This window comes from Yersinia sp. 2542 StPb PI, from assembly GCF_048593855.1.
GTDB lineage: Bacteria > Pseudomonadota > Gammaproteobacteria > Enterobacterales > Enterobacteriaceae > Yersinia > Yersinia enterocolitica_E.
Map to the genome: position 1 here is coordinate 28,091 of NZ_JAZGQA010000009.1, position 19,175 is coordinate 47,265.

The window sequence follows — 19,175 nt, forward strand, 5'->3', positions numbered from 1 at the left end:
TCTCCAAGGCGCGGTTAATCTCAAATATCTCCCGTCCCATGCCCTATTCAGGAATGTGTAGCAAATGACTCAGAATCTCAGCCAGCTTGAACATAACGATGCTTTTATTCAGCGCCATATCGGCTCCTCTGCTGAACAACAGCAACAGATGTTGGCCGCCATTGGTGCCAACTCGTTAAGTACATTGATCCAGCAGATTGTTCCGGCAGATATCCAATTGCCAAGCCCACCACAAGTGGGTGATGCTGCCACTGAACACCAGGCGCTGGCGGAACTTAAAGGGATTGCCAGCCAGAATCAGCGCTATAAATCCTACATCGGCATGGGCTACAGCCCGGTACTGACCCCGCCGGTTATCCTGCGTAATATGCTGGAGAACCCAGGCTGGTACACCGCCTACACACCTTATCAACCAGAAGTTTCTCAGGGCCGCCTTGAAGCGCTGTTGAATTTCCAGCAATTGACACAAGACCTGACGGGTTTAGATCTGGCTTCTGCCTCTTTGCTGGATGAGGCTACTGCTGCGGCAGAATCGATGGCATTAGCCAAGCGAGCCAGTAAGCTGAAGGACGCTAATCGCTTCTTTGTGGCTGATGATGTTCATCCACAAACGCTGGATGTGGTGCGAACTCGCGCGGAAACTTTTGGTTTTGAAGTGATTGTCGACCGTGCTGAAAAAGTGCTGGAGCTGGATGGTGTTTTTGGTGTGTTGCTGCAACAAGTAGGCACCACCGGTGAACTGCATGACTACAGCGCGCTGCTGTCTGAACTGAAAAAACGTAAAATCATTACCAGCGTGGCTGCCGATATTATGGCGCTGGTGCTGTTGACTGCGCCGGGTAAACAAGGTGCCGATGTGGTATTTGGCTCCGCCCAGCGCTTTGGTGTGCCGATGGGATATGGCGGCCCACATGCTGCATTCTTTGCCTGCCGTGACGAATTTAAACGCTCGATGCCGGGCCGCATTATTGGGGTATCACGCGACGCTGCCGGTAATACTGCGTTGCGTATGGCGATGCAGACCCGTGAGCAACATATTCGCCGCGAGAAAGCTAACTCCAACATTTGTACCTCACAGGTGCTACTGGCCAATATTGCCAGCCTGTATGCGGTTTATCATGGCCCGCAGGGCTTGCAGCGTATCGCTGGCCGTATTCACCGGATGACCGATATTTTGGCTGCGGGTTTGCAACAAGCAGGCCTGAGTCTCCGTTTCCAGCACTGGTTCGATACCCTGACAGTTGAAGTCAAAGACAAAGCTACGGTATTGGCTCGTGCATTGAGTTTTGGTATTAACCTGCGCACTGACATTCATGGCGCTGTGGGTATCACGCTGGATGAAACCACCTCCCGCGAAGATATTCAGACCCTTTTTGCCCTGTTAGCCGGTGATAGCCACGGCCTGGATATTGACCAGCTTGATGCTAAAGTCAGCCAGAGCAGCCAGTCGATACAGGCTACGATGCTGCGCCAAGAGCCGATTCTGACCCATCCGGTATTCAATCGTTATCACAGCGAAACCGAAATGATGCGTTATATGCATCGTTTAGAGCGCAAAGATTTGGCGCTGAATCAGGCGATGATCCCGTTGGGATCTTGTACCATGAAGTTGAACGCTGCCGCCGAGATGATCCCGATTACCTGGCCGGAATTCGCTGAGTTACACCCATTCTGCCCGCCGGAGCAAGCGGCCGGTTATCAGCAGATGATTGGTCAACTGTCACAATGGTTGGTGCAACTGACGGGTTATGACGCCGTGTGTATGCAACCAAACTCAGGTGCGCAGGGAGAGTATGCCGGTTTGCTGGCTATCCGCCGTTACCACGAAAGTCGCAATCAGGCGAGTCGCCATATCTGCTTAATACCAAGCTCAGCCCACGGCACTAACCCCGCGTCAGCACAAATGGCCGGTATGTCGGTGGTGGTGGTGGCCTGTGATAAGCAAGGCAATATCGATTTACATGACTTGCGCCAAAAGGCAGAAGAAGCGGGTGATGAGTTGTCTTGCATTATGGTGACCTACCCGTCAACCCACGGCGTGTATGAAGAAACCATCCGTGAGGTTTGCCAAATCGTTCATCAGTTTGGCGGGCAAGTTTATCTGGATGGCGCGAACATGAATGCGCAGGTTGGCATCACAACGCCGGGTTATATCGGGGCTGATGTATCGCATCTTAACTTGCACAAAACTTTCTGTATCCCACATGGCGGTGGCGGTCCAGGCATGGGGCCAATTGGCGTCAAAGCCCATTTGGCACCTTTTGTACCCGGTCACAGTGTGGTGCAAATCGACGGTATGACCACTCAGCAAGGTGCCGTTTCAGCCGCGCCATTTGGTAGTGCATCAATTTTACCTATCAGTTGGATGTATATCCGCATGATGGGCGCTGATGGCTTGAAGCAAGCCAGTCAGGTGGCTATTTTGAATGCCAACTACATCGCTACCCGCCTCAAAGCCGCCTATCCGGTGTTGTATACTGGTCACGATGGCCGTGTGGCACATGAGTGTATTCTGGATATTCGTCCGCTAAAAGAGGCGACCGGTATCAGTGAAATGGATATCGCTAAACGCCTGATTGATTTCGGTTTTCATGCGCCGACCATGTCGTTCCCGGTTGCCGGAACACTGATGGTGGAGCCGACAGAATCAGAAAGCAAAGTGGAACTGGACCGCTTTATCGATGCGATGTTAGCGATTCGTAGCGAGATTGACAAAGTGGCCCAAGGCGAATGGCCGCTGGAAGACAACCCGCTGGTGAATGCGCCTCATACTCAGGCGGAGCTGGTGGGGGACTGGCAGCACCCTTACAGCCGTGAACTGGCTGTGTTCCCGGTTGCAGGTGTGATGGAGAACAAATACTGGCCAGCGGTGAAACGTTTGGATGATGTGTACGGCGACCGTAATCTGTTCTGCTCATGTGTCCCTATTGCTGATTATGAGTAATTTAAAATAGAGATAAGTTGTGGATGAATCTGAGGGTCGCGTATGCGGCCCTTTTGCTATGTTGATTATCTCGCCAGTATTGGCATGCTAGTTTGGGAACTCTTTATCGCAGCATAGGGAACCGGGATATGAATAAGAAAGTTGCATTAGTGACGGGCGGCAGCCGGGGAATTGGTCGTGCGACCGCATTGCTGTTGGCAAAACATGGTTATCGGGTGGCGGTCAATTATATCAATGACCAGCAAGCTGCGCGGCAGGTGGTGGCGGAGATAGCGGCTGCGGGAGGGTTGGCGATTGCGTTACAGGCGGATATTGCTGATGAATCACAGGTTGTGGCGCTGTTTGAACAACTTGAGGCGCAACTGGGGCCAATCAGTGCATTAGTGAATAATGCCGGTATTCTGTTCCCTCAAACCAGTATTGAAGGCTTGACCGCCGAACGTATTAACCGAGTGCTAACGACCAATGTGACAGGGTATTTCTTATGCAGTCGCGAGGCGGTTAAACGCATGGCTCTGCGCCATGGTGGCAATGGTGGGGCAATTGTTAATGTTTCTTCTGCCGCGTCACGCCTTGGTGCACCGGGGGAATATTTGGATTATGCAGCCTCCAAAGGGGCTATTGATACACTGACCATCGGTTTGTCGCTGGAGGTGGCGGCTGAGGGGATTAGGGTTAACGGGGTACGGCCAGGTGTTATCTATACCGATATCCATGCCAGTGGTGGTGAACCGGGGCGGGTTGACCGGATCCAAGGCTTGTTACCCATGAAGCGGGGTGGTCACCCACATGAAGTTGCTGAGGCGATTGTTTGGTTGCTGTCAGACTGTGCCTCTTATGTCACCGGCAGCGTATTGGACCTGGCGGGCGGAAAATAAAACAGATGCGGTTTGCCAGTCGATTGACATAGCTGGCCTAACCGCATGTACTTCAACATGATTATTTCAGCCAGCCCTTTTGCTGCGCAGCCTGTAACTGGGGCAGTAAATATTGCCAGATCTGAGGATAGCGCTCAGCGACTCGTTGGTTGCGATCCAGCACTTGTTGCAAACGGATACCATTTTCTATCCAGCTTTGCCCTTCGGTATGCAGGTTAATCAGCATTGGCAAAATGCGGTCCAGCACGGTCGCAAAGCATGCATCGGCGGTTTCTTCTGCTTCATATTCGTCCCACAGCGCGGTAAATTGCGCGTTTAAAGCGGGAGGGAGCATACCGAATAACCGTTTAGCCGCGGCCACTTCTTGTTCATGAATGGCGGCTCTGGCGGCCAAATCATAAACGATGACATCACCGGCATCGATTTCAACAATATCGTGCAGCAGTGCCATTTGAATTACGCGGTTGATATCAACATCCGGGCCTGCATAGGGGGCCAGACTCATTGCTGCCACCGCAAAATGCCAACTGTGCTCAGCGGAGTTTTCCTGCCGTAAGCTGGCAATCACTTTGGTGCGGCGCTGTATATCTTTTAGCTTATCAACTTCCATCAGAAACTGGACCGTCTCGGTCAGGGGGCCAAAATCCAGAACTGGCAGTGTTAATGACATAACAAACAACCCTCAAATCAGATAAAGATAGACCGGTAATACGTTACCTGATTATCTGCAATTACTCTGTTCTTTTTGCTTCATCTGGCAATAGACATGGTGAGTTACATGTATTGACAGAATATTTAAGCTTACACGTGTACACTGGAATCATTCTCAGTTAACCTGAGTGCAGTATATTTGCGCAATTGGCTACCTACTGTGCCGCTCATCGGGATTGATTACCTTGCAGCCTGACTGCAACGCCAATGTCTTTGGGTATACAACAGCTAATATTCAGGATAATAAGTATTGAATAATAAATCAGTTACACCCTCTGCTACAGTTACTCCACCTACTTCTGCGGCCCCATCGATATTGTCACCGGCCACAACGACCCCAGCCTATCCATGGGCAGAAGAGATAGCTAATAGCATTAGCCATGGTATTGGTGTGGTGTTTGGAATTATCGGGCTGGTGTTGCTTTTGGTGCAGGCAGTAGACAGTGGTGCTGATACCAAAGCGCTAACCAGCTATAGCTTGTATGGCGGCAGTATCATTTTGCTTTTTCTGGCATCAACACTGTATCACGCCGTGCCACACCGTAAGGCGAAGCTCTGGCTACAGAAGTTTGACCACTGTGCCATTTATATTTTGATTGCCGGCACTTATACCCCCTTTCTGCTAGTGGGATTGGATTCGCCACTGGCCAGAGGGTTAATGGCGGTCATTTGGGGGCTGGCGCTGTTCGGTGTGATATTTAAGCTGGCTTTTGCTCATCGATTTGAGGTGTTGTCGCTCGTGACTTACCTGACGATGGGCTGGTTATCACTGATTGTGATTTATCAGTTGGCGGTGAAACTTGAAATTGGCGGGTTGGCATTATTGACTATTGGCGGCTTGCTTTACACTTTAGGGGTGGTTTTCTACGCCTCTAAGCGTATCCGCTTCGGTCATGCTATCTGGCATGGTTTTGTGTTGGGTGGCAGTGTCTGCCACTTTATGGCGATCTATTTGTACGTTTGATGCTTTAGCCACATGCATAAATTGAGGCCGGATAACCGGCCTCTGGTTCGAGTAAGACTACTTCTCATCACTCAGTGAGTAGGGCAGCGGCTGAATAGTCAGCACACTGCCAACATCATCGCGCACCCGTAGCACACTGTCTGCCGCCAGATCGTTGTTCAACACCGCCTGCACCCACACAGTGCCATCACTGAGTTGAATCGCGGCTAACACGGAACCAGTACGACGCCAGTTCTCACCTAATTGCCACTCTAAATCTTCACCGGCTGCCGGTACACGGCTGGCAGCACCCGCTAACCAGTACAGCGCGCGTTTGTTGGCTCCGCGGTATTTGGCTCTGGCCACCATCTCCTGCCCGGTGTAACAACCTTTACTGAAGCTAATGCCATTCAACGCCTGAATATTGGTGGCTTGAGGAATAAACTGCGCGCTGCTGTCAGTATCAATAATTGGCAAGCCTGCTTCAATATCCAGCGCCAGCCACTGTTTACTGTTGTTAAACTGCGCGCGGTCGGCCAGTGTTTCTACTAGTTGCTGGGCTTGCGCGGCATCAGTTACCAGCAAAAAACGCTCGGCGGGGAGTGAGAAATGCAACAGTGTGCTATTACCTTGCTGGGTCACCGGATGCTCGGCACTCGGTAATTCGGCAAAAACCTCAGCCAGCGCAGTTTTAGCCTCTGCCCCTGCAATGCCTAACAGAACGGCATCAGGCTGTGCAGCAATAGCCACTTTAGAGAACACGGCATATTTCTTGAGTTCGCTTAACTGGTTATCCAGCAGGCTGCGGCGCTCAATAAATGCCAGCCCCTCGCCACGATAAAATAGCCGCAGGTTGCTCCACATTTTCCCTTTAGCATCACAATGGGCGCACAGGATATGCTGGTCGGTGGGCAGAGCATCGATATCCGCAGTAACTTGCCCTTGCAGATATTTCACTCGGTCAGCGCCAGTTAAGGTAACGAGCGCCCAGTCATCGAGCGAGATGAGTGTTAATGGCAGCCCGGAAGAGGCGACCGGTGGTTGTGCAGAGAACGGAGTGTTATGTGCCATGCTTACCTGCAAATGAAAAGTATCTGCCAATGAATAGCACCTGCCAAGGCGGTGCCGTGAGCTTATGTCCCAATGGTAAAATAGCGGAGTAGCTTTGCAAGCAGTTATTCCACGGATTGGTCATTATTATCCAATATCTAAATTAACCGACATCTGAGGTACAATGACCGCAGATTCTGCAACAGCATGTTAAAGGTGTTTGAAAAAACAGCATTTGCTGAGCATTTAGCATCTTAAAATGACAATTCAACGGTGATAATCTTCCCGTTGGATGTATCAAATTGTTACTCTAGCAACGCACCGAATCAGGCGCTTATTGGCGGCCGGGTTCGGATAATATCCTTCACTGAGGAGTCAATCAGGACATGGAAATCGATAATAAAGCCCGTATTCACTGGGCGTGCCGTCGTGGTATGCGTGAACTTGATATCTCTATCATGCCGTTTTTTGAACATGAGTATGATGGCTTGAGTAATAACGAGAAGCAGGCATTTATTCGCTTACTTGAGTGCGATGACCCAGACTTATTCAACTGGCTGATGAATCACGGGGAGCCGCAGGATAGCGAGCTGCGTCAGATGGTCAAACTGATTCAAACACGAAATAAAGCCCGTGGCCCAGTGGCGATGTGATTTGCGGGTATCCTGGCACACTCAACTCTTCTCTTTATTGTCTCATGGTGTTTTAGTGATACTCACCTTGGTTGCGCCTTGGCCTCAAGGGTATACCGCATTGTGGTTGGTATTGCTGACGCTGGTGGTGTTTGAGTGTATCCGCAGCCAGAAAAATATTACGTCCTGTCAAGGCGAGATCCGGTTAAAACCCGGCAACCTGGTACTATGGAAAAGGCTCGAATGGATCGTGGCCAAACAGCCATGGATTACCCGTTATGGCGTGTTATTAAATCTACAGCAGTCGAGCAGCCGTTCAGCCCGTAAGCGGTTGTGGCTGGCCGCCGACAGTATGTCAGAAGATGAGTGGCGGCAATTATGTCAGCTATTGCGGCATTCATTTGGCTCAGATGAGGGGATGAATCAATGAAACCCTTAATCTGGCTGGTAGAGGATGAACCAAGTATCGCTGATACGCTGATTTATACCTTAGAAAGCGAAGGTTTTACCCTCCGGTGGTTTGACCGGGGGGAACCGGCACTGGCAGCACTGGCGGATGGCCCGCCCGCTTTAGCGATAGTGGATGTTGGCTTACCTGATATCAATGGTTTTGACCTGTGCCGCCGTCTATTGGCGCGCGAACCCGCGCTGCCGGTGGTATTTCTTACCGCCCGTAGTGAAGAGCTGGATCGCATAGTCGGGCTGGAAATTGGTGCCGATGATTATATTGCTAAGCCCTTCTCACCCCGTGAAGTGAGTGCCCGCGTGCGCACGGTATTGCGGCGCTTACAAAAATCACAAATTCTGGCCACCTCTGCTATGGTGCATCAATTCGGTGATTTCACCCTGGATGAGGCCGGCGCGCGGGTGACCTATCATCAGCAGCCTCTCTGGCTCACCCGCTATGAATATCTGTTACTGAAAACCTTATTACTGGCCCCAGAGCGCATATTTTCACGTCAGCAACTGATGGATATCGTTTGGGCACAGGCAGAAGAGAGTCAGGACCGTACTGTCGATACCCACATTAAAACCCTGCGCTCAAAATTGCGTATGGCTTACGATGAGGAGTCACCAATCCGCACTCATCGTGGGTTGGGCTATAGTCTGAGTTACCGATGATGAGTTGTCAGCTATGAAGAGTCAGCGATGAAAATCGGCGTGCGCTTACTGCTAGGTTACTTTCTGATAGTGGCCATTGCCGGTTATTTTGTTATTCGTATTTTCGTACAAGAGGTGAAACCTGGCGTCCGGCGCGCCACCGAAGGCACATTAGTGGATACCGCCACACTACTGGCACAGTTTGCCCGGCAAGATATGCTGCTGGATAACGTTGCCAGTGGTCAATTGGCACAAGCGTTTGCTTCGCTAAATTTGCGGCCAATAGGTGCCAATATTGAAGGTATTCGCAAGGATCGTAACGAATATCGCGTTTATCTGACGGATGCCGACGGGCGGGTGATTTTTGATTCATCGGGTAAAGCGGTAGGGCAAGATTATTCGCGCTGGAATGATGTTTGGCTGACGCTACGTGGTGAATATGGCGCACGCAGCACCCGTACCAATCCCGCAGATGAACAAAGTTCGGTAATGTATGTGGCGGCACCGGTCATTGCTGAAAACAAAATCATCGGGGTGCTCAGTGTGGGTAAACCCAATATTTCCATGGCGCCCGTTATCAAACGCAGTGAGCGTAAGATCTTGTTGGCTGGTGGTGTCTTGCTCGGTATTGCTCTGTTGATTGGCTTGGGCTTCGTATGGTGGATAAACCGCGCTATCGGCAAATTAGTAGATTACGCTGAACGGGTGGCCGAGGGGCAGGTTGTGGCGCTGCCAGCGATCGGCAGTAGCGAGTTGAATGATTTGGCCCGCGCACTGGAAAGTATGCGTCTTAAATTGGATGGCAAAGCCTACATCGAACAATATGTTCACACCATGACTCATGAGCTGAAAAGCCCATTAGCCGCCATTACCGGTGCAGCTGAACTGCTACGTGAGTCGCCCCCGCCAGCCACTGCCCAGCGGTTTATTGTTAATATTGAGCAGCAAAGTGCACGCATCCGGCAACTGGTAGATAAAATGTTGGTGCAGGCACGGCTCGAGAGTCGGGTTGATTTACAGTTTTCTCCATTGGATATCAGTCACATACTCAAACAAACCTTCAGTGCGAAAGAGGCACAGGCTGTCAGCCGAGGTATTTACCTGCAACTGAAAAGCGCCGATAGCGCAATATTAACCGGGGATGGGTTATTACTCAGTCAGGCGCTGACCAATCTGATTGATAATGCACTGGATTTCACACCTTCAGGCGGGGCTGTGATACTCAGTGGCGAGCGGCATGAGGGGGAGTATCTGATAACGGTTGAAGATAATGGCAGCGGTATTCCCGATTACGCTCAAGAGAAAATTTTCGACCGTTTTTATTCATTACCAAGGGCCGATAGCCCGAAAAGTACTGGGTTGGGGCTGAATTTTGTGCGCGAGGTGGTCGCTATTCATCGCGGGCAGATTTCGCTGGAAAACCGCTTGCCACAAGGGGTGAGTGCCTATTTAACGCTGCCGCTGGATACCGCGTGATTGGCTGACTTCACCTTCACTTCACATAGCCTCATTCTGCTTTCACTTCACTGACTTAAGCTGCTCTCCTGACCTTAAAAGGAGCGCAAGTCATGTTCAAGTCCGTACTGTTTTGGAAAATAGCCACATTGCTGGGCTTAATTCTATTGATGATGATCCCGAAAGAGATGTTACTGAACGTTATCTCTGAACGCAGTGGTTATCGGCAAAGTGTTATCGATAAAGTCAGTGACAGCACCAGCCGATCGCAGAAGATCCTTGGCCCGCTAATTGTGGTGCCTTATAGCGAATGGGTAGAAAGCGAAGTTGATGGCAAGAAAAAGAGAGAGTGGGTTAATCGCAGTCGCTACATACTGCCGGAGGTCATGACCGTTAGCGGTGCGCCGGATGTTGATGTGCGGCGATTGGGTATTTATAAAGCGCAAGTCTATCAGGGGGCGCTTAATTTCAACGCACAATTTGACGCTACGGCATTGGACGACTTGATACATGACGGCGTCACTATTGGCAAACCGTCACTGGTGGTGGCGCTGAGCGATTCGCGGGGTATACAGCAAATTTCGCCACTCACGGTGGGCAGCCAAAAAATTAACTTCGAACCCGGTGCTTTCCTGGGGCGGACTGCGCAAGGTGTTCATGCAGAGCTTTCATTGGCGCAGATTCAACAGGAAAAATTTGATATTAGCTTTACATTGACGCTGACTGGCACCAATAGCCTGTCGGTAGTCCCTATCGGGCGTAGCAGTGAGCTAACCTTACAAAGCAATTGGCCGCATCCTAATTTTGTCGGCGAGTTTTTACCGTTGCAGCGCAAGGTGGACGAAAAAGGCTTTCGTGCCCATTGGAGCACTAACTGGCTGGCCAACAACATAAATATCAACTTTGCGGGTGATGACCCACATGTCGACTTCAATGAGTTACCCGCTTTTAGCACCAGCTTGATTGAACCGGTCGATCACTACCAGTTAACCGAACGAGCCATTAAGTATGCCATTCTGTTTATTGGCCTCACTTTCTTCAGCTTCTTCCTGTTTGAAAGCCTGACCTCACTGCGTGTGCATCCAATTCAATATCTGCTGGTGGGGGCCGCTCTGGTGCTGTTCTACCTAATGTTGCTGGCGTTCTCTGAACATCTTGGCTTCACGCTGGCTTATACTATCGCCAGTTTGAGTTGCAGCTTGTTGATCGCAATCTACCTGAGTGCGGTGCTGGGCGGGTGGCGGCGAGGCGGATTGTTTGCTGGTGGTTTATTGCTGTTGTACGGGGTTTTGTTTGGCTTGCTGCAATCGGAAGACCATGCATTGTTACTCGGCGCAGGGCTGCTGTTTATTATTCTGGCCGCAGTGATGGTGTTAACCCGGCGTTTAGACTGGTATCAAGTGGCTAACCCACAGCTATTGACCGGGCAGAAATCGACTGAAGCCAATACCGATAAGACGGTGAATAAACCGCTAGCAGTAGAGGGCAGCAGTACCGACGCGTTTCGCTTATGGGATTGATGTAACGCAAGGGATACAGAAGCGGGCACATTAGGTGCCCGTTTGGCTGACTACAGTAGCGCGTCCATCTCTAAGAGAATTTGATCACACCATTGCTCGATGCGCTCTTCGCTCAAATCGTATTGATTGACCTCATCCAATGCTAAACCAACAAAGTGTTTACCATCGGCGCTGAGTGGTTTTGGGCTAGTAAATTCAAACCCTTCCGTCGGCCAAAAACCGATAAACTCCACTCCCAATGGGGCGATATGATCGTGCAGCATACCAAGGGCATCCAGGAACCATTCGCTATATCCGAATTGATCGCCCATGCCATACATGGCGACAATCTTTCCCTTCAGATTAAGCTGCGTTAACTGTGGCCAGATGGCTTCCCAGTCTTCCTGTAATTCGCCGAAATCCCAGGTAGGGATACCTAAAATCAGGATGGAATAGGCTTCCATTAACTGGGGACTGGCATCCTTTAGGTTGTGCAAATCAACCAAATCTTCGCCAAGAATATCGCGTATTTTTTCTGCCACCATTTCGGTATAGCAGGTGCTGGAGCCGTAAAAGAGACCAATCTTCATGATGTATAGCCATAGCATTACTAATAAGGAATAGCATCGAGTGTACCAGATTTGTCTCGTCATCAGGCATAATGGCGCTTGAGTTCAATCAAAGAGAGAAACAACAATGCAACAGCAAAATAACCCGCTGATTGAACAGTTTCTAGATGCCTTATGGCTGGAAAGAAACCTGGCTGAGAATACACTGGCGTCATATCGTCTGGATTTACATGCATTAACCGGATGGTTAGAACATCACGGCAGTGATTTATTGCGTGCAGGTTCGCAGGACTTGCAATCCTTTCTTGCTGAGCGCATTGAAGGCGGCTATAAAGCGACCAGTTCGGCACGCTTACTCAGTGCGATGCGTCGTCTGTTCCAATATTTATACCGCGAAAAGCTGCGTGAAGATGATCCGACGGCTCTGCTCTCATCACCTAAATTGCCGCAACGCTTACCTAAAGATTTAAGTGAGGCACAGGTTGATAGGCTGCTCAACTCACCCAATGTTGATATCCCGCTAGAATTGCGCGATAAAGCCATGCTGGAAGTGCTTTATGCCACGGGCTTGCGGGTATCGGAGCTGGTCGGGTTGACCATCAGTGATGTCAGCCTGCGTCAGGGTGTGGTGCGGGTTATTGGTAAAGGAAATAAAGAGCGGCTGGTGCCATTGGGCGAAGAAGCGGTGTACTGGATTGAAAACTACATGGAGCATGGGCGTCCATGGTTGATTAATGGCCAGTCACTAGATGTGCTGTTCCCCAGCAATCGTAGCCAGCAAATGACCCGACAGACTTTCTGGCATCGCATCAAACACTATGCGATCCTTGCAGGTATTGATAGTGAACGGCTTTCACCCCATGTATTACGGCACGCTTTTGCCACGCACCTACTGAATCACGGTGCTGACCTGCGTGTGGTACAAATGTTACTGGGCCACAGCGATTTGTCGACAACCCAGATTTATACTCATGTAGCTACGGAACGTTTGAAACAGCTACATCAACAGCATCATCCACGTGCATGATTGTTTTGTAGAAAAACGATGTTGTGTGGAAAGAGATAGGATTCATAAATGAGAAAAAGTTTATTGTTATTGCCGGTGTTCATCGCCGCATTCGCCGGCCCGGTTAACGCAGATGATGCCGCTATCCAACAGACGCTAAAAAAATTAGATATTCAGCAAGCTGATGTCCAGCCTTCGCCGATCCCAGGTTTGAGCACGGTGATGACCGAAAACGGTGTGCTTTATATCTCAGCCGACGGTCAGCATCTGTTGCAAGGGCCACTGTATGATGTGAGCGGTAGCCAGCCAGTCAATGTGACCAATCAGATGTTGGTGAAAAAACTTGAAGCATTAAGCAGTGAAATGATTGTGTATAAAGCACCGCAGGAAAAACATGTTGTTACGGTGTTTACCGATATCACCTGTGGTTACTGCCATAAGTTGCATGAGCAGATGAAAGACTATAACGCGCTGGGCATTACTGTGCGTTATCTGGCGTTCCCACGTCAGGGCTTAAGTTCTCAGGCAGAAAAAGATATGCGATCCATCTGGTGTATGGCTGATCGTAATAAAGCGTTCGATGAAGCAATGAAAGGTACCGAGATATCACCGGCTACCTGTAAAACAGACATTAGCAAGCATTACCAGCTCGGCGTACAGTTTGGTATTCAGGGCACGCCTGCGATTGTGCTGCAAAACGGCACTATCGTTCCCGGTTATCTGGAGCCGAAAGAGATGTTGGCAATGCTGAATAAGCATCAGGCTTCCTTAAAAGCGGCGGGTTAATCACCCGTGACACTCAAAACTCAACTTCGTCGTCGTGAGGCGGCGGATGACAGCCATTTACCGGCGCAATTGCATCCGTTGCTGCGCCGCCTCTATGCCAGTCGTGGGGTTAAAACTGCGACAGAACTGGAACGAGGCGTAAAAGGTCTATTGCCCTGGCAGCAACTCGATGGCATTGATGCCGGGGTTACCCTGTTACAGCAAGCACTGGCTGACAAACGGCGGATCGTGATTGTCGGCGATTTTGATGCCGATGGTGCCACCAGCACTGCACTGGCAGTACTGGCTTTGCGCAGCATGGGTGGCAGTAATGTTGATTACCTGGTGCCCAATCGCTTTGACGATGGCTACGGGCTTAGCCCGGAAGTGGTTGAACAGGTCGCTGCCCGTGGTGCGGAATTGATAGTCACGGTTGATAACGGTATTTCTTCTCATGCCGGGGTGGATTTGGCCCATGCCTTGGGCATTCAGGTGCTGGTTACCGACCACCATCTGCCGGGTGAAACCTTACCAGCGGCTGAAGCTATCATTAATCCGAATCTGGTTGGTTGTGATTTTCTCTCCAAATCACTGGCTGGGGTGGGTGTTACCTTCTATCTGATGTTGGCATTGCGCGCCCGTTTGCGAGAGAGCGGTTGGTTTGATCAACGAGCTTTAGCCGTGCCCAATCTGGCTGAACTATTGGATTTAGTGGCGCTGGGGACGGTGGCGGATGTGGTGCCACTGGATGCCAATAATCGGATTCTGGTCCATCAGGGATTAAGCCGTATTCGTGCGGGGAAATGCCGTCCAGGGGTCCGTGCACTATTGGAAGTCGCCAACCGTGATGCCCGTCAATTGGCTGCCAACGATCTCGGCTTCTCCCTTGGCCCACGGCTTAATGCTGCCGGTCGTCTCGATGACATGTCTATTGGGGTTGCACTTCTTCTCACTGACGATATCGCTCAGGCCAGAGCTTTAGCAATCGATTTGGATGCCCTTAATCAGGCGCGCCGAGAGATAGAGCAGGGGATGCAGGTTGAGGCGCTGCAACTGTGCGACCAACTGGAACGTACCAGCACGGCATTGCCCTACGGCATTGCGATGTACCATCCAGAATGGCATCAGGGTGTGGTAGGGATTTTAGCCTCGCGCATCAAAGAACGTTTTCATCGGCCTGTCATTGCTTTTGCCCCAGCGGGTGAGGGATTACTGAAGGGGTCGGGGCGCAGTGTGGCTGGGTTACATATGCGCGATGCTCTTGAGCGGCTGGATACATTGAACCCAGGATTGATGCTGAAGTTTGGCGGCCATGCAATGGCGGCAGGATTATCATTGGAACAAGATAAATTCGATGAGTTCCGTCAGCGTTTTGCCGATTTAGTCGGTGAATGGATGGATGCCTCACAATTGGAAGGCGTTATTTGGTCTGATGGTGAACTGAAAGGCAACGAATTATCGCTGGAAACGGCTGAGTTGTTGCGTGATGGTGGCCCCTGGGGGCAGTCTTTCCCAGAACCGACATTTGATGGCAAATTCCGTATTTTGCAGCAACGGCTGGTGGGGGAGCGTCATCTAAAACTGATGATTGAGCCGCTGAATGGCGGGCCGCTACTCGATGGTATTGCGTTTAATATCGATACCACCTTATGGCCGGACAGCAGTGTGCGTGAGGTTAAGCTGGCTTACAAACTCGATATCAATGAATATCGCGGTAATCGTAGTGTTCAGTTGTTGGTCCAGCATTTGTGGCCTTATTAGGCAACATTCCAATGAAGCCCGATGAGCTGGCTCAGGCCAGTGATTCGGGTGAATAAGTCGCGTTAACGCCACTGTGATTTCAAGTAAGCAGGAAATATAGTCAACGAGCTATAAACCGCCGAACAGATCCGTTAGAATTACCAATTCTGTGCCCTAAATAATTCAAGTTGCAGGAAGGCGGCAACTGAGTAAATTCTGATGAGTTGACGTCAGTCAATGATCCGGGTGAACGAAGACAGCCAACACTCATGCAGCTTGAAGTATGACGGGTATAATGACATTCCGTCATCTACGACTCAACGTAAGACTCAAAACCATGTTTGAAATAAACCCGGTAAAAAACCGAATTCAGGACCTGTCTGATCGGACAGACGTTCTCAGGGGGTATCTTTGACTATGATGCCAAGAAAGAACGACTGGAAGAAGTAAACGCCGAGCTGGAACAGCCCGACGTCTGGAATGAACCTGAGCGTGCGCAAGCGCTGGGTAAAGAGCGTTCTGCGCTGGAAGAGATTGTCTCGACCATTGATCAATTGGATCAAGGTATGGAAGACGTTTCCGGCTTGCTGGAATTGGCGATTGAAGCTGACGATGAAGAGACTTTTAACGAAGCCATTGCCGAGTTAGAGATCCTTGACGGCAAGCTGGGCCAGCTCGAATTCCGCCGCATGTTTTCTGGTGAATATGATAGCGCCAACTGCTACCTGGATTTACAAGCGGGTTCTGGCGGTACAGAAGCCCAGGACTGGGCCAGCATGCTGCTGCGTATGTACCTGCGCTGGGCTGAATCAAAAGGCTTCAAAACTGAAATCATCGAAGAATCTGATGGTGATGTTGCAGGCCTGAAGTCTGCCACCATTAAGATCATCGGCGATTACGCCTTTGGCTGGTTACGTACTGAAACTGGCGTTCATCGCCTGGTTCGTAAAAGCCCGTTTGACTCCGGTGGCCGTCGTCATACCTCTTTCAGTTCTGCTTTTGTCTATCCAGAAGTTGATGACGATATTGATATCGAAATCAACCCGGCAGATCTGCGTATTGACGTTTACCGCGCATCCGGTGCGGGTGGTCAGCACGTCAACAAAACGGAATCTGCGGTACGTATTACCCACCTTCCGACCAATATCGTGACTCAGTGCCAGAATGACCGTTCTCAGCATAAGAACAAAGATCAAGCGATGAAGCAGTTGAAGGCGAAGCTGTATGAGTTTGAGATGCAAAAGAAAAATGCTGATAAACAGGTTCTGGAAGACAACAAGTCTGATATCGGTTGGGGTAGCCAGATCCGTTCTTATGTACTGGATGACTCCCGTATCAAAGATTTGCGTACCGGCGTGGAAACACGTAACACGCAAGCGGTACTGGATGGTGATCTGGACAAATTCATTGAAGCAAGTTTGAAAGCCGGGCTATGAGGAACTGAGATGTCAGAGCAAAAACCACAAGTCGCTGAGCAAGCGCAAGAACCAGAACTCAATAGTGAGTTACAAGCTCGTCGGGAAAAGCTGGCCTTGCTGCGGGAAAAGGGAATTGCGTTCCCTAATGATTTCCGTCGTGAGCACCTCTCTGACCAGCTACATGCTGAGTACGGCAGTAAAGAGAATGAAGAGTTAGAAGCACTGAATATCGAAGTCACTGTTGCTGGCCGTATGATGACTCGCCGTATTATGGGTAAAGCATCATTCGTCACACTACAAGATGTCGGTGGCCGTATTCAGTTGTACGTTTCCCGCGATGATCTGCCGGAAGGCGTTTATAACGAAGAATTCAAAAAGTGGGATCTGGGCGATATTCTGGGTGCTCGTGGCAAGCTGTTTAAAACTAAAACCGGTGAGTTGTCTATCCACTGTAGCGAATTGCGCCTGTTGACTAAAGCGCTGCGTCCGCTGCCGGATAAATTCCACGGCTTGGCTGATCAGGAAACCCGTTACCGTCAGCGTTATTTGGATCTGATCGCTAACGACGAATCTCGCCATACTTTCAAAGTTCGTTCGCAAGTGATGTCTGGTATTCGTAGTTTCATGGTGGAAAAAGGCTTCATGGAAGTCGAAACCCCTATGATGCAAGTGATCCCAGGTGGTGCTTCAGCGCGCCCGTTTGTGACTCATCACAATGCGCTGGATATCGATATGTACTTGCGCATCGCGCCAGAACTGTATCTGAAACGCCTGGTTGTTGGTGGTTTTGAACGTGTATTCGAAATCAACCGTAACTTCCGTAATGAGGGCGTTTCCCCACGTCATAACCCAGAGTTCACCATGATGGAACTCTATATGGCGTATGCGGATTACAAAGATCTGATCGTGCTGACTGAAGAGCTGTTCCGCACTCTGACTGAAACCGTATTGGGTAGCAGTGTGGTGCAGTATGGTGAGCAGACATTCGATTTCGGTAAGCCTTTTGCCAAACTGACCATGAAAGAAGCCATTTGCAAATATCGCCCTGAAACCAATGTGGCAGATTTGGACGATATGGACAAAGCTTTGGCTATCGCCGAGTCATTAGGTATTAAAGTTGAGAAGAGCTGGGGCCTGGGCCGCGTTCAATGCGAGATCTTCGAGGAGACCGCAGAGAGCCACCTGATTCAGCCTACTTTCATTACTGAATATCCAGCAGAGGTTTCTCCGCTGGCACGTCGTAATGATGATAATCCGTTTATCACTGACCGCTTTGAGTTCTTTATCGGTGGCCGTGAGATTGGTAACGGTTTCTCAGAGTTGAATGACGCTGAAGATCAGGCTCAGCGTTTTGCTGATCAGGTTAGTGCTAAAGAAGCTGGCGATGATGAAGCGATGTTCTACGATGAAGACTACGTCACCGCGCTGGAACATGGTTTGCCGCCAACTGCTGGTTTGGGCATCGGCATCGACCGTATGGTGATGTTGTTTACCAACAGCCACACCATCCGTGACGTTATCCTGTTCCCAGCGATGCGTCCGGTTAAATAAGTTTATTGTGGTAGCGGTAATCTATAAGGGTGCTACGGCACCCTTTTTACTAAGCAAAAACCGCCATAGTTATACTTGGTTTAATCTAATCGCTTAAAATACCGGCGCTTAGACCATATCTTCGCTTGCCCACGAGAAAGAACCGGTTATAATGCAAACCGCACACCGAAGCGGGTGTAGTTCAATGGTAGAACGAGAGCTTCCCAAGCTCTATACGAGGGTTCGATTCCCTTCACCCGCTCCAATCTAACGTCTCGCAGTATCTCCCGAAGTACATCAAACCCAGTCATAGTAAGATTTAGGCCACTGTTGTTGTCTCTTGACGGCTATTGTTGCTCACGGGAATCCACATACAAACGTGTATAGTTATCTGTATAGAAATTCTCTACACTCCAAATTCTATACACATCATGTTTTATACACTCTGGATTCTATACACATGGCACTCACGGACCTTGAGATACGCTGTGCAAAACCCCAAGAGAAGCCCTACACCAAAGCGGATGGCTCTGCTGGTGGAGCCAAATGGCTCGAAAGGTTGGCGCTTCAGATACCGTTTTGCTGGCAAACCTAAAATGCTTTCATTGGGCACTTAGCAGACCGGTCAACAGAGAACCCGGCGCATCTATCGATGCCCCCGTCCAGCCCACCATTGCTTTTTCACAGGTGTAACTGTACCCGCACATAGTAACCGCCTGCGCGGTTGTGCGCTCTGTTTTGTCTCGGGCTGCTAAACCCAGCAACGGATTTTGCCGCTACGGGGGCACTATATCCGGCCATTCTCTACTGTTCAATTAACCAGTGGTAAATTAGGACAAACATTTTTGTAGATGCGAGAGGGGCCGCATTTGTGGGTGTAATATGTATGTAATGCATCGATATCAATTATTATTTGGATTCAAAAATCAGCTTT

Annotated in this window: 16 protein-coding genes, 1 tRNA gene and 1 pseudogene; 15 read left to right on the forward strand and 3 right to left on the reverse strand. The window is 50.0% G+C overall.

Annotated features, from left to right (window positions below; all coding sequences use genetic code 11):
• Positions 1–64 precede the first annotated feature (64 nt).
• Together gcvP and V1952_RS02645 are read left to right on the forward strand one after the other, a co-directional pair.
• Complete coding sequence (gene gcvP, locus V1952_RS02640) at positions 65–2,944, forward strand: aminomethyl-transferring glycine dehydrogenase (protein WP_372560653.1); 2,880 nt, start codon at positions 65–67, stop codon at positions 2,942–2,944.
• 128 nt (positions 2,945–3,072) lie between these two features.
• Complete coding sequence (locus tag V1952_RS02645) at positions 3,073–3,822, forward strand: SDR family oxidoreductase (RefSeq protein ID WP_372560654.1); 750 nt, start codon at positions 3,073–3,075, stop codon at positions 3,820–3,822.
• A 61-nt stretch (positions 3,823–3,883) separates the two neighbouring features.
• Here V1952_RS02645 and V1952_RS02650 read toward each other — a convergent pair whose 3' ends face one another.
• Complete coding sequence (locus V1952_RS02650) at positions 3,884–4,492, reverse strand: HD domain-containing protein (protein ID WP_083162753.1); 609 nt, start codon at positions 4,490–4,492, stop codon at positions 3,884–3,886.
• A 291-nt stretch (positions 4,493–4,783) separates the two neighbouring features.
• On the opposite strand from V1952_RS02650, the gene trhA reads away from it, so the two are divergent.
• A complete protein-coding gene (gene trhA, locus V1952_RS02655; protein WP_372569589.1) occupies positions 4,784–5,497 on the forward strand; it encodes a PAQR family membrane homeostasis protein TrhA in 714 nt (237 codons plus the stop codon).
• A gap of 57 nt (positions 5,498–5,554) precedes the next feature.
• On the opposite strand, the gene ygfZ is transcribed toward trhA, so the two are convergent.
• A complete protein-coding gene (ygfZ, locus tag V1952_RS02660; RefSeq protein WP_372560656.1) occupies positions 5,555–6,547 on the reverse strand; it encodes a tRNA-modifying protein YgfZ in 993 nt (330 codons plus the stop codon).
• Between the two features lie 365 nt (positions 6,548–6,912).
• Between ygfZ and sdhE the strand changes: the two genes are divergently transcribed.
• The 5 genes from sdhE (at position 6,913) to creD (ending at position 11,234) form a co-directional block, all read left to right on the forward strand.
• A complete protein-coding gene (sdhE, locus tag V1952_RS02665) occupies positions 6,913–7,179 on the forward strand; it encodes an FAD assembly factor SdhE (protein WP_083162755.1) in 267 nt (88 codons plus the stop codon).
• Positions 7,160–7,588, forward strand: coding sequence for a protein YgfX (locus V1952_RS02670; RefSeq protein ID WP_083162757.1), 429 nt, complete (start codon positions 7,160–7,162; stop codon positions 7,586–7,588). The genes sdhE and V1952_RS02670 overlap by 20 nt, the downstream gene beginning before the upstream one ends.
• On the forward strand, positions 7,585–8,280 hold the full coding sequence (gene creB / locus V1952_RS02675; protein WP_420074277.1) for a two-component system response regulator CreB: 696 nt from the start codon (positions 7,585–7,587) through the stop codon (positions 8,278–8,280). Before V1952_RS02670 ends, creB begins: the two co-directional genes overlap by 4 nt.
• A gap of 27 nt (positions 8,281–8,307) precedes the next feature.
• Entirely contained in the window at positions 8,308–9,735 is a 1,428-nt protein-coding gene (gene creC / locus V1952_RS02680) for a two-component system sensor histidine kinase CreC (protein ID WP_420074278.1), read from the forward strand.
• Positions 9,736–9,827: 92 nt separating this feature from the next.
• The gene (gene creD / locus V1952_RS02685) at positions 9,828–11,234 is read left to right on the forward strand and encodes a cell envelope integrity protein CreD (protein WP_420074279.1); all 1,407 of its coding nucleotides are present in this window, start codon (positions 9,828–9,830) and stop codon (positions 11,232–11,234) included.
• Between the two features lie 50 nt (positions 11,235–11,284).
• Here the strand turns inward: creD and fldB are convergent, their stop codons facing one another.
• Complete coding sequence (gene fldB / locus V1952_RS02690) at positions 11,285–11,803, reverse strand: flavodoxin FldB (protein WP_083162765.1); 519 nt, start codon at positions 11,801–11,803, stop codon at positions 11,285–11,287.
• 106 nt (positions 11,804–11,909) lie between these two features.
• Here fldB and xerD point away from each other — a divergent pair, with 106 nt between their 5' ends.
• From xerD to V1952_RS02725, 7 genes and pseudogenes are all read left to right on the forward strand, one after another.
• The gene (gene xerD, locus V1952_RS02695) at positions 11,910–12,809 is read left to right on the forward strand and encodes a site-specific tyrosine recombinase XerD (protein ID WP_005185989.1); all 900 of its coding nucleotides are present in this window, start codon (positions 11,910–11,912) and stop codon (positions 12,807–12,809) included.
• 48 nt (positions 12,810–12,857) lie between these two features.
• Positions 12,858–13,574, forward strand: a complete 717-nt coding sequence (gene dsbC / locus V1952_RS02700) for a bifunctional protein-disulfide isomerase/oxidoreductase DsbC (RefSeq protein WP_083162767.1) — start codon at positions 12,858–12,860, stop codon at positions 13,572–13,574.
• 6 nt (positions 13,575–13,580) lie between these two features.
• The gene (gene recJ, locus V1952_RS02705; protein WP_420070951.1) at positions 13,581–15,314 is read left to right on the forward strand and encodes a single-stranded-DNA-specific exonuclease RecJ; all 1,734 of its coding nucleotides are present in this window, start codon (positions 13,581–13,583) and stop codon (positions 15,312–15,314) included.
• Between the two features lie 316 nt (positions 15,315–15,630).
• Positions 15,631–16,729 (forward strand): peptide chain release factor 2 gene (prfB, locus tag V1952_RS02710; protein ID WP_102970535.1). Its coding sequence is split into 2 segments (ribosomal slippage): positions 15,631–15,705 and positions 15,707–16,729, totalling 1,098 coding nucleotides; the frame shifts between segments, so codons are not numbered across the junction.
• Positions 16,730–16,738: 9 nt separating this feature from the next.
• Positions 16,739–18,262, forward strand: a complete 1,524-nt coding sequence (gene lysS / locus V1952_RS02715) for a lysine--tRNA ligase (protein WP_083162773.1) — start codon at positions 16,739–16,741, stop codon at positions 18,260–18,262.
• Between the two features lie 170 nt (positions 18,263–18,432).
• Positions 18,433–18,506: transfer RNA gene (locus tag V1952_RS02720), tRNA-Gly, on the forward strand.
• Between the two features lie 195 nt (positions 18,507–18,701).
• Positions 18,702–18,852: pseudogene (locus V1952_RS02725) on the forward strand (Arm DNA-binding domain-containing protein); the annotation flags it as partial.
• Between the last annotated feature and the right edge of the window lie 323 nt (positions 18,853–19,175).